12 protein-coding genes are annotated in these 13764 nt (G+C 57.7%); 4 read left to right on the top strand and 8 right to left on the bottom strand.

Annotated features, from left to right (window positions below; all coding sequences use genetic code 11):
• Nucleotides 1–18: 18 nt before the first annotated feature.
• Nucleotides 19–612, top strand: coding sequence for an antibiotic biosynthesis monooxygenase (locus AC0QKW_RS19115; RefSeq protein WP_473152679.1), 594 nt, complete (start codon nt 19–21; stop codon nt 610–612).
• Between the two features lie 120 nt (nt 613–732).
• On the opposite strand, the gene AC0QKW_RS19110 is transcribed toward AC0QKW_RS19115, so the two are convergent.
• The 6 genes from AC0QKW_RS19110 to AC0QKW_RS19085 form a co-directional block, all read right to left on the bottom strand.
• Nucleotides 733–1200 (bottom strand): nuclear transport factor 2 family protein, encoded by a 468-nt coding sequence (locus AC0QKW_RS19110; RefSeq protein WP_473152678.1) that lies wholly within the window; start codon nt 1198–1200, stop codon nt 733–735.
• 86 nt (nt 1201–1286) lie between these two features.
• The gene (cynS, locus tag AC0QKW_RS19105) at nt 1287–1730 is read right to left on the bottom strand and encodes a cyanase (RefSeq protein ID WP_473152677.1); all 444 of its coding nucleotides are present in this window, start codon (nt 1728–1730) and stop codon (nt 1287–1289) included.
• A 297-nt stretch (nt 1731–2027) separates the two neighbouring features.
• On the bottom strand, nt 2028–2912 hold the full coding sequence (locus AC0QKW_RS19100) for an ABC transporter ATP-binding protein (RefSeq protein WP_473152676.1): 885 nt from the start codon (nt 2910–2912) through the stop codon (nt 2028–2030).
• Nucleotides 2909–3748, bottom strand: a complete 840-nt coding sequence (gene ntrB, locus AC0QKW_RS19095; RefSeq protein WP_473152675.1) for a nitrate ABC transporter permease — start codon at nt 3746–3748, stop codon at nt 2909–2911. The genes AC0QKW_RS19100 and ntrB overlap by 4 nt, the downstream gene beginning before the upstream one ends.
• Nucleotides 3749–3872: 124 nt before the next feature.
• Nucleotides 3873–5501: an ABC transporter substrate-binding protein gene (locus AC0QKW_RS19090; RefSeq protein WP_473152674.1), complete on the bottom strand. Its 1629-nt coding sequence runs from the start codon at nt 5499–5501 to the stop codon at nt 3873–3875.
• Nucleotides 5502–5803: 302 nt separating this feature from the next.
• Nucleotides 5804–6646: a response regulator transcription factor gene (locus tag AC0QKW_RS19085; protein ID WP_473152673.1), complete on the bottom strand. Its 843-nt coding sequence runs from the start codon at nt 6644–6646 to the stop codon at nt 5804–5806.
• 366 nt (nt 6647–7012) lie between these two features.
• On the opposite strand from AC0QKW_RS19085, the gene AC0QKW_RS19080 reads away from it, so the two are divergent.
• The gene (locus AC0QKW_RS19080) at nt 7013–8239 is read left to right on the top strand and encodes a PAS domain-containing sensor histidine kinase (protein WP_473152672.1); all 1227 of its coding nucleotides are present in this window, start codon (nt 7013–7015) and stop codon (nt 8237–8239) included.
• Nucleotides 8240–8325: 86 nt separating this feature from the next.
• On the top strand, nt 8326–10515 hold the full coding sequence (locus AC0QKW_RS19075; protein WP_473152671.1) for a glycoside hydrolase family 10-like protein: 2190 nt from the start codon (nt 8326–8328) through the stop codon (nt 10513–10515).
• Between the two features lie 15 nt (nt 10516–10530).
• Here AC0QKW_RS19075 and AC0QKW_RS19070 read toward each other — a convergent pair whose 3' ends face one another.
• Nucleotides 10531–11250, bottom strand: a complete 720-nt coding sequence (locus tag AC0QKW_RS19070; RefSeq protein WP_473152670.1) for a hypothetical protein — start codon at nt 11248–11250, stop codon at nt 10531–10533.
• An 817-nt stretch (nt 11251–12067) separates the two neighbouring features.
• Between AC0QKW_RS19070 and AC0QKW_RS19065 the strand changes: the two genes are divergently transcribed.
• The gene (locus AC0QKW_RS19065; protein ID WP_473152669.1) at nt 12068–12523 is read left to right on the top strand and encodes a Fur family transcriptional regulator; all 456 of its coding nucleotides are present in this window, start codon (nt 12068–12070) and stop codon (nt 12521–12523) included.
• A gap of 183 nt (nt 12524–12706) precedes the next feature.
• Here AC0QKW_RS19065 and AC0QKW_RS19060 read toward each other — a convergent pair whose 3' ends face one another.
• Nucleotides 12707–13513, bottom strand: coding sequence for an SDR family NAD(P)-dependent oxidoreductase (locus AC0QKW_RS19060; protein ID WP_473152668.1), 807 nt, complete (start codon nt 13511–13513; stop codon nt 12707–12709).
• Between the last annotated feature and the right edge of the window lie 251 nt (nt 13514–13764).

The raw sequence follows: 13764 nt of genomic DNA, 5'->3' as shown, positions 1-13764 counted from the left end.
TTTGCCCCATTGATTGCTATGGATAAATTACAACTCCAGCCCGGCCCCGTGACGCTGGTGATTTCAGAATTGGTGGAGCCCAGCCAGGTGCCGGCCTACGAAACCTGGACCAAGGGCATCAACCGTGACGCCAGAGAGGTAGAGGGCTTTGTGGGTGTGGAGATCATTCGCCCGCGCGATCGCAGCCACCCCGAGTATTTGGTGATCGTCAAATTTGACACCTACGAAAACCTGCACCGCTGGCTGGTGTCGCCCACCTACCGCGCCTGGCTAGAGCAGGCTGGAGGGCTGATTGCGGCGCGTTCCCAGCAGCACCTGGCCAATGGTTTAGAGCTGTGGTTTAACCTGCCTCAGCAGCGCACAGCCTTAGAGGCTCCCCAGCCGCCCTACTACAAGCAGGTGGTGGTGGGGGTGCTGGCGGTCTACCCGCTGATTTTGCTGGCCAATGGGCTGCTGGGGCCGCTGCTGGCGGGTCTACCCTCACTGCTGGGGCTGTTTATCTCAGTGATTTTTGTCTCGGCGTTGCTCACCTACCCGGTGCTACCCTGGCTCAGCAAGGGACTGGAGTTTTGGCTGTACCCCAAAGCCCGCCGCCCTCGACGACGTTCCTAGAGTCAGCCTATTTTCAGGGCAAATTCGGCTCACAAACCCCCGACTCGAACCCAATACCGGGTAGAGAGCAGTGCAGTGCAATGCCCCTACGCATTGGGGTCGTACAGACAAGGTTTGCTATTAAACCGGTGAATCAATCAGCCCCGGATGATCTGCCGGGCGGGGGCCAGAGGTATCCCAGAAGAAGCGACGTTCTGATTCGGCGATGGGTTTGTCGTTGATGCTGGCTTCGCGGCGACGCATCAGGCCGTTTTCGTCAAATTCCCAGTTTTCGTTGCCGTAGGCGCGATACCACTGGCCCGCGTCGTCGTGCCACTCGTACTGAAAGCGTACGGCAATGCGGTTCTCGCCGTAGGCCCAGACTTCTTTAACCAAACGGTAGTCGAGTTCTTTATCCCACTTGCGGCGGAGGAATTCGCGGATGGCCTCGCGGCCCTGAAAGATCTCAGCCCGGTTGCGCCAGTGGCTGTCTTCGGTATAGGCCAAGGCCACGCGATCGGGGTCGCGGCTGTTCCAGGCGTCTTCGGCCATGCGGGCTTTGGCGATCGCAGTCTCTAGCGTAAAGGGAGGGACGATAGGGGTGGGCATAGGGGTGTGGATGGGTAGGGCATAGGAAAGGCTGTCAGCGATCGCCAACAGCCCGGAGATTTTGAGTCAGGACAGGAAACAGAGGTCTACCACTTTTTGTAGGGCAGGAATTTGCCGTTCATGATCACTTTGACGCGATCGCCCTTAGGGTCTTCTTCCTTCTCTACATCAAGGGTAAAGTCGATGGCGCTCATGATGCCGTCGCCAAATTTCTCGTGGATGACGGCTTTCATGGGCATGCCGTAGACCTGCATAATCTCGTAGAAGCGGTAGATCAGCGGGTCGGTGGGGATGACGGGATCGAGACCGCCTTTGACGGGGAAGTCGGTCAGGGCCTCAGCCAGCGAAGCGTCGGCCCCCAGGATTTCGATTAGCTTGGCGGCTTCTTCAGGGGAGGCGCTGGCCTGGCGGTAGAAGACGGAGGCAATCCACACTTCGTCGTAGCCGGTCTTGGCTTCCAGGTCGGCGAAGCTGAGGCCAGCGGTTTTCTTAGCGGCCAGCAGCTTTTCGGTAATGGGGGAAACGGTCATGGTTAAGTCCTCTTGAGTACGTCTGGTGTGTAATTTCAGCTCCCCTCTCCCTGGAGGAGAGGGGTTGGGGGTGAGGGTCGCAGGGTCTAGGGGAACCCACCCCTACCCCTCCGAGGAGGGGATGAAGTCCGCCGTCCCCTCCTCGGAGGGGTGCCCGGAGGGCGGGGTGGGTTCGTCTTGCCACGGTGGGTGGTGGGTTACGGCGGAGCAGGGATAGGGTGAGGGAGCCAGGGTTTAAGTGGCCGCCTAACCCACCCTACGGTTGTTCGGGGTTCACCCATTCACTCCGTCACTCCCCTACTTCCCCACCCTGGCCGCTTCCACTGCGCGGGTTTCGCGGAACAGGTGGCTCTCCATCTCGGCCTTTAGCTCGTGGTAGGCGGGGTGCTGGTCGATGGTCTCGCGATCGCGCGGTCGCGGAAAGGGCACCTCCAGAATTTCGTCGATGCGGGCGGCGGGGCCACGGGTCATCATCACAATGCGATCGCTCAGCAGCAGCGCTTCATCAATGCTATGGGTAATCATGATCACGGTCTTGCGCTGCTGTTCCCAGATGCGCTCGACCTCTTCTTGCAGGAATCCGCGAGTCAGAGCATCCAGCGCCCCAAAGGGCTCATCCATCAGCAAGATCTGGGGGTCGATGGCCAGGGCGCGGGCGATGCCAACCCGCTGGCGCATGCCGCCCGAGAGTTCGTGGGGATGTTTCTTTTCGGCCCCGGTGAGGCCGACGAGCTGAATGTGCTCTTTGATGATGCGATCGCGCTTTTTCGGCGAAATCTTTGGATCCACGGTTTCCACCGCAAACCGCAGGTTTTCTTCCACGGTCATCCAGGGCATCAGGGCGTAGTTTTGAAACACCATGCCCCGGTCTGGCCCCGGCCCGGCGATCGGCTGACCATTGAGCAAAATTTCGCCGCCGGAGATCGGGCTCAGGCCCGCAATCATATTCAGCAGGGTCGATTTGCCACAGCCCGAGGGGCCAATGATCGACACAAAGGTATTGGGCTCAATCTCCAGGTTAATGTCTTGAATGGCCACAAAGTCGCCGCTGGTTTTGCCCGTTACCTGGTTAAACAGCCCCTTTTTGCCGGGGAAAACCTTAGTGACACGGCGAATCGACAGCTGAGCCGTAGGTGAGGGCGGATCCGCAGAGACGAAACTATTCACGGGTGCAGTTCTCATGAGTTTCGACCAAATGCAACAAACTTTTCCAGGGCGGCAAACAAACTATCCAGCAGCAGCCCCGTCAAACCAATGATGAAAATCGCCACCAAAATGTTAGGAATCGACAGGTTGTTCCACTCGTTCCAGATGAAGTAGCCAATGCCGGTGCCCAGCAGCATTTCCGCCGCCACAATCACCAGCCAGGCAATGCCCATGCTGATACGCAGCCCCGAGATGATATTCGGCAGCGCCGCCGGAATGATCACCTTCCAGATGGTGCGCAGGCGGGAAGCACCCAGGGTCTTAGAGACATCCAGGTAGTCTTGATCGACGTTGGCCACCCCAAAGGCGGTATTGATCAGCGTCGGCCAAATGCTGGAAATGAAGATGATGAAAATCCCCGTCTTCTCGGAGTCGCGCAGCAGGTAGAGGCCCAGGGGTAGCCAGGCCAGGGGCGACACCGGCTTGAGCAGCTGAATGTAGGGGTTAAACGCCTTCATGGCCACGGGCGAAATGCCGATGAGAATGCCCAGGGGCACTGCCACCAGTGAGGCCGCAATGTAGCCGATCGCCACCCGCCGCAGGCTGATCAGCAAATTCCAGCCGATGCCCAGGTCGTTGGGGCCGTTGCGGTAGAAGGGGTTGGTCACCCACCACCAAAATTCTTTGATGGTCTCGCTGGCGGTGGGCACCCCCTGCACAAACCAGCCCGCCCTAGCCCCCACTTCCCAAATCAGCAAAAACAGGCCCAGGGAGAGCATGAACAGCCCGAAGGCTCTCACGTTTTCGTTGTCCCAGACGGGGGCCTGTTTCTCGGCCCCGACCAGTCCAGGCGGAGCAGAACTAACTGCCATAGCCATATCCTCAAAACTGCATGGAACGAACCTGCGGTGGCATTGCTGCCCGAAAAGCTGACGGAGCTGACCGTGCCACCCTACCTGGGCTGGGACACCCTAGCCCAGGACAATCGCTGAGCGGCTACACGCCAAATTTGTCGATCTGCTCTTTGACGTAGTCGCCGGGGGCTGCCGGGTCAAAGGTATCAAAGGCCAGCTTTTCTTCGCGGTTGGTGTCGGTGGGGGGGTTTTGCCCCAGCTCCTGGGCCAGTTCCCGTGCTAGGTCAGTGAGAAAGACCTGCTCGCCCACGGTGTCGTAGGTGCCATCGGTGATTTCTTGGGCGGCCTTGCCGTCGCCCTGCAAATCCCACCGCACCAGCTGCGACGAGATCCACTTGGCGAAGCTCTGCCAGGGGTAGGGGTCAAAGCCAATGCGATCGGGCACGTCCAGGGTGTTGCCGTTGCCGTCTTCAAAGCTGCCGGTGAGCACGGCTTCTACGACTTCGGTGGGCTGGTTCAAAAAGGCGCGATCGGAGATGGCGGCGGCAATCTCGGACCGGTTGGCCGGGTCTTGGGCATAACCAGCGGCCTCAATAATCGCCTTATTCAACGCCCTAAAGGAGTTGGGGTTTTCGCCAATCCAGGCGTCGCTGGCGGCAAAGGCGCAGCAGGGGTGGCCGTCCCAGATCTCCTTAGACAGCAGGTGAATGTAGCCTGCCCCCTCGTACACGGCCCGCTGGTTGAACGGGTCGGGCATTAGCATGGCGTCGATGTCGCCCGCAATCAGCTGGGCGATACTGTCCGGCGGGGGCACCGGGCGAATCTGCACATCTACGTCTGGATCTAGCCCGCCCGATGCCAGGTAGTAGCGCAGCAGCAGGTTGTGCATCGAGTAAGGGAAAGGCACCCCAATCACAAAGCCCTTGAAGTCTTCGGGGCCGTTGACGTTGCCCTTGTGGCGCTCGGCCACGGTGATCGCCTGGCCGTTGATATTCTCAATGCTGGCCAGCTTGACGCCGAAGCTGCCGGAACCGAGGCCCAGGGTCATGGCGATGGGCATGGGGGCCAGCATATGGTAGGCGTCGAGTTCACCTGCGATCGCAGAATCGCGCACCGCACCCCAGCTCGGCATCTTCACCACCGTGGCGTTAAAGCCGTACTTTTCGTAGAAGCCCAGGGGTTCCGACATAATGATCGGCGTCGCACAGGTGATGGGAATAAAGCCCACCTGAATGTCGGTTTTCTCCAGGTCGCCGGTTCCCACCGGGGCATCGGCGGCATCTTCCGTGGCAGGCTCGCCACCGCTGGCACAGCTAGCCAGGGTAACGAGAGCTGCCCCCACCGCCATGTTGCGGAGAAACTCACGCCGGGTGGCACCGCTGTTGCGCACGGCATCGCCAAAGAATAGGCCTGCCTGGGGGCCAAAGGCGGCGGCAAAAGCATTCTCTAGACCACCCGCCTGCTTGCAGAGCGCCAAAATCAGTTTTTCACGCTGGGGGTCGCCCCGCCCTACCCGCTTGAGAAACAGCGCCTTGCGCAACTCATAGGCGTTGACAGAGTCGGCGGCGCGCAGCTGGTTCTCTTTATAGATGCCCATTTTTACCAGATCATCGACCATATCCACCGGATCTTGGGGCATGGTCTGCATAAACTGCGCGTGACTGCCGGTAAAGTGCATACCCCCACAGGTGCCACAGGGCTGACCCGGCAGCGCTAGGGAGGTGCAGCTTCCCCAGTCGCTGAGCGATTTTGCTACTGTTGAAATGACCATAGGTGAAGAGTTGAATGCGACAAAAACCTTTCCCGTACCAGCGGATCAGCCAAATCTTCAAATGGTCATATACCACCTGAATCTTGTGCCATAGCTATCCCTTGGCATCTACCAAACCAACGATTGCCTAGGGCTGGATCTAGCGCGATTTATCAGGCAAAAACCTAAATTCCTCGACGCAAGATCTGGACAGAAATCTAATTAGCTTTACCCTATCAAGACTGACTCACATACACATTGGATCATTTTTTGGACTCGATAGGATTTTCTTTTGGACTTATTTTTGAGCTTGAAATTAATCGCTAATTTGTTAGTTCTGCTACAGATTGCTGTCGCCAGGCCTGGGGAGAAAGGCTGTGAACCTGACGAAATTGCCGCGTAAAATAGCCCGCATCGCTATAGCCAGAGGCCTCAGCCACTTTGCGCACCGGCTGGTTGGTGTGGGCCAGCAGGGTTCTGGCCTGGGCCATGCGCCGCTCAATAATCCACTGCTTGATAGTGCGCCCGGTTTGCGACTGCACCAGGTTAGTCAGGTAGGCGGGGGAATAACCGGCTTCCTGGGCCACATCGTTGAGGCTCAGGGGCTGACGGTAGTGGGTTTCGATGAAGCGAAACACGTTGGCCAGATGCGGGTCATTAGGAAAAATCGAGGCATCTCCAGGGTTACAGGATGCCTTAGAGGAATCCCCCCTGCCCCCCTTTGAAAGGGGGGTAACGAGGGGATCTGAATTAGCAAAGGTCTGGGGGGATCCGTCGCCGTACAGGGCTGAAAGCTGGTCGTGGCGGTGCAGGCGGCTGTGGATGGCGGCGAGAAACTGCTCTACGGTGCAGGGTTTGGTGAGGTAGTCGTCGGCCCCGAGTTCCATGCCCCGGCGCAGGTCGGCCATGGTGACTTTGGCAGTGAGAAAAATCAGCGGAATTAGAGCAGTCTGGCGAGATTTGCGCAGGGTTGAGAGCACCGAATAGCCATCCATATCGGGCATCATAATGTCGCAGACGACTAGGTCGGGGTGGTGCTGCTGGGCCAGGGTGATCCCGGTAGTGCCGTCGCTGGCCCCGACCGCTCGAAACCCTTCAAACTCCAAACATTTGACAAAAATATTTCGGGTCTGGGTTTCGTCTTCAATGATGAGAATGGTTTTCACGACAACTTTAGCTGATGGAACTCTGCCAGGATTTTTTTGATAACAGTTGGGGTGAAAGAATTATCTTAGATACAGCCCAAAACCCTGTGGGTTATCTCTAGGAAAAAAGGATTTCTAATGGTGGGCAGCGCCCAACCTACAATGCTGGCGATCGCTGAACCCAAGACAAAATTCTCCTGCCTTTAAAATCACCCGATAAACGCGTATGGTTGGGTTTCAGCTAGCTGCCCTGTTATTCTTTAGTAAACCTTAAGAAGCCGGGCTGTTGTGTAGCGCGATACATTCTCTAGGAAGACAGCCCGAGGATGAGAAGCCTGCGCTGGGCTGAGGATTAACCGATTTTTTGTTGCGATCGCCCCTGCTCCAATGCCCCAAACCTACTGGCTGCCCCCGCGAGAATCGTCCGAAGTTGCCACCGAAGCCCCGCTGGATCACGAGCTAGAGCACCTGCGCCGTCAGCACCAGCTGATTCTCAACGCCGTGGGCGAGGGCATCTACGGGCTGGATCTCGATGGCAACGTCACCTTTGTCAACCCCGCCGCCGCCGCCATGATCGGCTGGTCGGTCGAGGAGCTGATTGGCAAATCCATGCACGCCGTCATGCACCACACCTTGGCGGACGGCAGCCCCTACCACCGCGAAGCCTGCCCGATCTATGCGGCATTTCAAGACGGCAGCGTGCGACGCATCACCAACGAGGTGTTTTGGCGCAAGGACGGCACCAGCTTTCCGGTGGAGTACATCAGCACGCCCATGCGCGATGAAGACGGGGCGCTGATCGGCACGGTGGTGACCTTTCGCGACATTACCCAGCGGCGCTGGGCCGAAGAGATTCTCCAGCGGGCCAACGAGGAGCTAGAGCAAAAGGTGCAGGAGCGCACGGCGGAGCTACAGAGTGCCAACCAGCAACTGCGGCAGCTCAGCGACATGCGATCGCGCTTTGTCTCCATGGTCTGCCACGAGTTTCGCAACCCGCTCAACAACATTGCCCTGACGGTGTCGTCGCTCAACCGCTACGATACCCAGCTGCAACCGCAGGAAAAAACCGACTACCTGCTCACCATCAACGCCAACGTCGAGCGCATGACCCAGATGATCGACGACATTCTGGTGATCGGCAAGATCGAGGCCAAGGTGCTAGAGGTCAACCCCCGCCCGCTCGATCTGGTCACCTTTTGCCAAGAACTGCTGGCCGAGGGCGACTACCGGCGGCCTCAGGTGCCCATTCAATTTGTCTGCCGCAGCCGCCAGGTATTGGCCTGTCTGGATGAGCGGCTGATGCGATCGATTTTGAGCAACCTGCTGTCGAACGCGATTCGCTACACTCCCGAGGCCAACTCCATCTGGCTCAAGCTGGCCAAGCAGCGGGGGCAGGTCATGCTCAAGGTGCAAGATGAGGGTATTGGCATTTTGACGGGCGATCGCAAGGCGCTGTTTGAGCCCTTTCACCGGGGGCAAAATGTCAGCAACATTCCGGGTACGGGGCTGGGGCTGAGTATTGTGAAGCAGTTTGTGCAGCTCCAGCAGGGCACCATTAAAGTCACCAGTCGGGTGGGGGTGGGCACCACCTTTACTGTGAGCCTGCCGGCCTAACGGGGCTAACTATTGAGAGGGCAGGGCCAGCGCAATAACGGCTGGCCTATGCCACAATTAGCGCCGTGTGATGGGGAGATGACATTGTGATCCAGAAGTCGGGCCGGGGCCTTTTTATCGTTGCGATCGCGGGGCTAGCGGTTGGGTTGAGTCTGCCCCAGCGATCGCTGTTAGCCCAGGATGCTGTATTCCCAGACCTAGAGCACAGTGATAGTGCTGAGGGTATTGCCGAAGATGGGGCCTTACCGATCGACGCCCCTGGGGCCGACCCTGAGGCCGATGAGATTGCCCCACTGCCGTTAGAAGATCCATCTCTTTCGCCCCGCCCCGGTCGGCGACCGGCCCATACCCCAGCGGTGCCGCCGCTGCCCCCGTCTCAGCGGCCCAGAATTCTTCAGCCGACTAACCCAGACCCCGCTACGACCAACTTGCCCAGCCCTGGCGACCCGGCGGAGGAAGTGGCCCCGGCGGTGATCGAGCTATCGCCTACGCGCCCCCCCAGCCCCGTGGTGTTTTTGGCCATGCAGCAGGAGCTAAAAAACCTGATTGGCCGCTTTGAGAGCGCCCTGATCATGGCCAGCTCTGGGGATATGCCCACGGTGGTCAGCCTGCCCGAGCGCCAACCCGTGCTGACGGCTACCACCGACCCGGTAAACGTGGCTGGGGGACGCGGCACGTTTTTACACCCTGCCCTGGGCGAAGCGCAGCAGCTCTTAAATGAATGGGATGGCCTGTTGACCGCCGGAAAACATGCCGAAGTGCGCGATCGCTGGCTGGCCGTCCGGGCCGCCCTATGGGAAAACTTTCCTGCCGATCGCACCGTAGACCAGGGCGAAATTCGCGCTGTGTGGCTCGATCGCGGCACCATTGTCAGGGCGCGATCGCCCCAGGGGCTGAGCCAGGTCTTCGACCAGCTAGCCGCCGCTGGCATTAACACCGTCTTCTTTGAAACCGTAAATGCGGGCTATACCATCTACCCCAGCCAGGTAGCCCCCGAGCAAAACCCCCTCACCCGCCAGTGGGACCCTCTCGCCGCCGCCGTTGATCTGGCCCACGAGCGGGGCATGACCCTACACGCCTGGGTGTGGGTATTTGCGGCGGGCAACCAGCGTCACAATCGCCTGCTCAATCTGCCCAACGACTACCCCGGCCCCGTCCTCGCCCGACATCCTGGCTGGGCGGCCTACGACAACAGCGGCAACCTCATCCCTCGTGGCCAAGACAAGCCGTTTCTAGACCCGGCCAACCCCGAGGTGCGCAGCTACCTAACCCGGCTGATGACCGAGATCGTCACCAAGTACGAGGTTGATGGGCTGCACCTCGACTACATTCGCTACCCTTTTCAAGACCCAGGGGCCAACCGCACCTACGGCTACGGCGAAGTCGCCCGCTGGCGGTTTCAGAGCATGAGCGGCGTTGACCCAATGACCCTCAACCCTCGCCCCGACAGCGGCCTAGAGCGCAATAACCAAATTCAACAGCAGGTGCTGTGGGAACGCTGGACAGAATTTCGCGTGCAGCAGGTGACCTCGTTTGTAGAAACCATCTCCAGCACCCTGCGGCGGCAGCGCCCCGGACTGGTCATGTCGGCAGCAGTGTTTGCCAACCCCGAGCATGAGCGGCTCCAGCGCATTCAACAAGACTGGGGCACCTGGGCGCGGGCCAACTACCTCGACTGGATTGTACTGATGAGCTACGCCGCCGACACCAGCCGCTTCGAGCGCCTGGTGCAGCCCTGGCTGGTCGATCAATCTTTTGGCTCGACCTTGGTCATACCGGGTATGCGCCTGCTCAACCTGCCGAATGCCGCCGCTATCGACCAAATGCAGGCCAGCCGCGACCTACCTACCCCCGGCTATGCCCTGTTTGCTGCCGCCGATTTGAACACCGACCTGAGCACCGCACTCGCCCAAATCCAAGGTAGTAGCCAGGCTGGCCCCACCACTCCCTACAGCATGGCCCAGAGTCGCTACGCAGCGCTCCAGCGCGAGTGGGCCTGGCTGCTGACCCAAGAGCGCCTCTGGATGAATAGCGACACCCTGGCGCTCTGGATCAATGCCGTAAACGACCTAAGCAACGAGTTTGAAGCCCTTGCCCAAGAGCCATCGCGGCGTCATCTGGCCACAGTCAGGGCGGGGTTGGCCGAGGTACGTGCCCCCCTCAACCGAGATGTTTTGATTGATACGACCAATGGCAGCTATCGACTGCGATCGTGGCAGCATCGACTGACGGCGATCGAGCAGTTACTAGAGCACGGCGAAAGACAACAGCCCTAAAGCCTAACTGGGCCCTTAGCGCGTAGGTGTAGAGAATTGAATTGGATTCAGCATAACTCTGAGCCTGTAGCTTTGGAGTAGTTCCGCTGTTGCCCAAAGAATCACCGTCACCCCTACCATCTCCAGCAGTTCCTCGATATGCACAGTCAAGATACGCGCAATACTCGCCCCTGAAACAAAATTGATCAGAAGTTCAACACCTAAGGCACCGCCTAGAAATATGACCAGTCCGACCATATATTTAGAGACAGAGCCTGGCCTCTCATCAAACAAGGGTTTTAGCCTAGCTGCCAAATAAAATAAAAAACAAGATACTGGTATACCAACTAAAAATATCCACACGCCAGTCAAAGTAAAGGGTGTGTTGACGCGATCGCCGCCTGGCAGCAGAAAGTCTGTCAGACTGCCGATACGCTCATGGATCTCCGCGGCTTCATCCAAGGAGAGGACGAGAAAAATTCCAGCCATAAAGCAGATGAGCCAGGAGATAGTATTTTTCCGGGAAAAGTTCCTCCAGGCAAATAGGCCAAACATAACCGACAGCACAAAAAGCTTAGTAGAAGAGTACCAACTCGGCAGATTGCCTTCCATATCGACATAAAAAAACCGGAAAATAGAACCATAGAAACCGTCGTCTTCAAAGCCCTGCAGCCACAGATTGACGAGCAAGCTAGCAAGCACTATGACCAGATCAGTCATCAATAAGACAGTCGCCAAGACCAGCGGCCAATCCATAATAGACAAACCACTCCTAACAGTCTTTAGAGTCATTATTATTCCTCAGTTTTATAGGGGTCGCCCAATCAATTTCCACCTGTTGTGCAGAGGTGAGCCAGAGCAACCAACGTCGCATAAATAGGAGTAGCCACTGTGCTTAAGACGACTACCTTAGTCCCTAGCGAAAAGTGAGCAGCACCATGACATATCACTACCGCCTGCGGAGAATAGATCATGCTCCAGTTCCGTAAGCGATAGCGATGGACTTAACTCTGCTCTAGTGATTGAGTTGACTCAATATGCGTGATTCCACGGCTTTAGACAACCTTTCCTTAATGTACCTTTAACTATCTTTTAACTATATGGTGGTTACTTTGAGGAGTCTATGAAGATTTCGTGAGAGCTTTTTAATATTGAGGGCAAATACGCCCTCTCGCACAGCTGTCCCCCATGGCGTTCATAGACAGGCTCCTAAGGAGAAAGGCGCAATTAAATACAAACCCGCTTAGGCTGGACACGGGCAGCAGTTCTCAATACGCTTTTTTGGGCAGTTTTGAGGCGACAATCTCGTCTATGAACGACCTTAGGGCGACAAAACGGTAAATTGACCTTGGAAGCCTCCTCATCCGCGAGAATCATTCTCATACTGAGAACTGCTGGGACACGGGCTTTGCCCTTGGCCATTCCTACGTTTAATTACAACTTGCCTGCCGCTCCACACGGGTACAGCCCTACATCCTTTTGGCCTGCGGTAACAGCTCTGCTTACTCTCCCAGCCAGGCTAATTTGTTGTTATAGACACGATTCTTGGAAGCAAGTTAAAGTGGTACTGAGTATGCATTACGTCTCTGCCATGAATGAGCAAGCCGAGTTAAAGAAACCCATTGCCTCCCTAGACGATGCCATTGAGCGTTGTCAGTCTCTCGGCATGCGGCTGAGTCGGCAGCGGCGCTACATTTTAGAGCTGCTGTGGCAGCACCAGGGCCACCTATCTGCTCGCGAGATCTACGATCGCCTCAACCAGCAGGGCCGCGAAATCGGCCATACCTCCGTCTATCAAAACCTCGACGCTCTCTCAGAGCAGGGCATTATCGAATGCGTCGAGCGGGCCGATGGCCGACTCTATGGCCATTTAAGCGACTCCCACAGCCACGTCAACTGTCTCGATACCGACGAGATCATTGACATAGAAGTGACCCTGCCCACCGACTTGATCCAGCAGATCGAAGCCCGCACCGGGGTTACCATCACCGACTACCGCATCGACTTTTTTGGTACCACCGCCCGGTAGGGGCAAGGTTTTGGGTGTACGGTTCACAGCAGACCTGAAACCTAAGACCCAAACCTCTCCCCCTTTGCTTGATCTCAGTACTAAGGACAATTCTGGCAGCAAAAATACCGAAGATTTTTGATTTCTCCCAAGGGCGCAGTCCCTGCGCCCCTACATAAGGGTATCTTCTTTCCCAGAAATCTCCTAGGTCGATCGCACCGGATTGTGGCGGCGCGATGCAGCTTTGGTTGGAGCGAGGATCTGGATCATCGGCTCTACCAGCCAGGGGGCCAGGCGCTGGGCCAACACAGCAGCGTGGCTCTGCCAGCCGACTAAAATTTCGGCTCGCCCCTGGCGCAGCCCCCGCACCAGGGCATCGGCTACCTGGTCGGGAGTCGAGGGTTGCACCCCGCGAAACCAATCAAACCCTTTCACCATGTCGGTATCGGTGAGGGAGGGCAGCAGCGCCACCACCCTGACCCGGTGGGGAGCCAGCTCGCTGCGCAGGGCCTGGGTAAACCCCACGATCGCAAACTTGGTAGCCGAGTAGGTGGCCATAGTCGGGGCCGCCACCTTACCCATCAGACTCGATACATTGACAATGCAGCCCTCGCGGCGAGCGGCCATGCGGCGGGCAATCAGGCGAGTGACGGTATAAAGACCGATCAGATTGGTCGAGATCTCAGACTGCACCTGGGGCAGCTTGGCCTGCAAAAACGGGGTCTGGTGGGCTACCCCGGCACAGTTAACCAACAGGTGAATGGGGCCGTGGTGCTGCCAAACTCGGGCGATCGCCACATTGGCCTGAATCGGATCGGTCAAATCGACGGGCAAGATCACCGTCTCAGCGCCCAGGGCTTGCACCTCAGCGGCCACCTTCTCCAGTCGCTGGGCACTGCGGGCCAGCAGCACAATGCGCTGCATACCCTGACGAGCCAGGGCGTGGGCAATGGCGCGACCAATGCCGCGCGACGCCCCGGTAACCAAAGCGGTTTTACCGTAAAAATCCATAGAAAACCTCCTGCTGAACCGAGAATGGGTATCAGCGCAATTGAAAAATTGGTTGAGAATTAAGCTTTAGAGCAATTCAGCAGAGCGTAGCTGGGGCGGCCTCTGGCCCCTGAACTGTCTGCACGAGACTGTTTGAATTGGACTGTTTGAACTGAAACGATAGCGATCGGCCCTGGGTTAGGAAGGTATAGTCGTGTACTCTTCTCCATCCATGAGGGGAGACTTGCCTGGGGCCGAGCCAGGGCAGGCCA

The organism is Pseudanabaena sp. PCC 9330 (genome assembly GCF_055795045.1).
Note: the sequence above shows the minus strand (reverse complement) of the source record. Positions and strands in the feature narration are given on the sequence as shown.

Bases quoted from the DNA above. Each gene is read 5' to 3' on its own strand.
- AC0QKW_RS19115 (WP_473152679.1), top strand. From the start codon at position 19: ATGGATAAATTACAACTCCAGCCCGGCCCCGTGACGCTGGTGATTTCA.
- AC0QKW_RS19110 (WP_473152678.1), bottom strand. From the start codon at position 1,200: ATGCCCACCCCTATCGTCCCTCCCTTTACGCTAGAGACTGCGATCGCC.
- cynS (WP_473152677.1), bottom strand. From the start codon at position 1,730: ATGACCGTTTCCCCCATTACCGAAAAGCTGCTGGCCGCTAAGAAAACC.
- AC0QKW_RS19100 (WP_473152676.1), bottom strand. From the start codon at position 2,912: ATGAGAACTGCACCCGTGAATAGTTTCGTCTCTGCGGATCCGCCCTCA.
- ntrB (WP_473152675.1), bottom strand. From the start codon at position 3,748: ATGGCAGTTAGTTCTGCTCCGCCTGGACTGGTCGGGGCCGAGAAACAG.
- AC0QKW_RS19090 (WP_473152674.1), bottom strand. From the start codon at position 5,501: ATGGTCATTTCAACAGTAGCAAAATCGCTCAGCGACTGGGGAAGCTGC.
- AC0QKW_RS19080 (WP_473152672.1), top strand. From the start codon at position 7,013: ATGCCCCAAACCTACTGGCTGCCCCCGCGAGAATCGTCCGAAGTTGCC.
- AC0QKW_RS19070 (WP_473152670.1), bottom strand. From the start codon at position 11,250: ATGGATTGGCCGCTGGTCTTGGCGACTGTCTTATTGATGACTGATCTG.
- AC0QKW_RS19065 (WP_473152669.1), top strand. From the start codon at position 12,068: ATGCATTACGTCTCTGCCATGAATGAGCAAGCCGAGTTAAAGAAACCC.
- AC0QKW_RS19060 (WP_473152668.1), bottom strand. From the start codon at position 13,513: ATGGATTTTTACGGTAAAACCGCTTTGGTTACCGGGGCGTCGCGCGGC.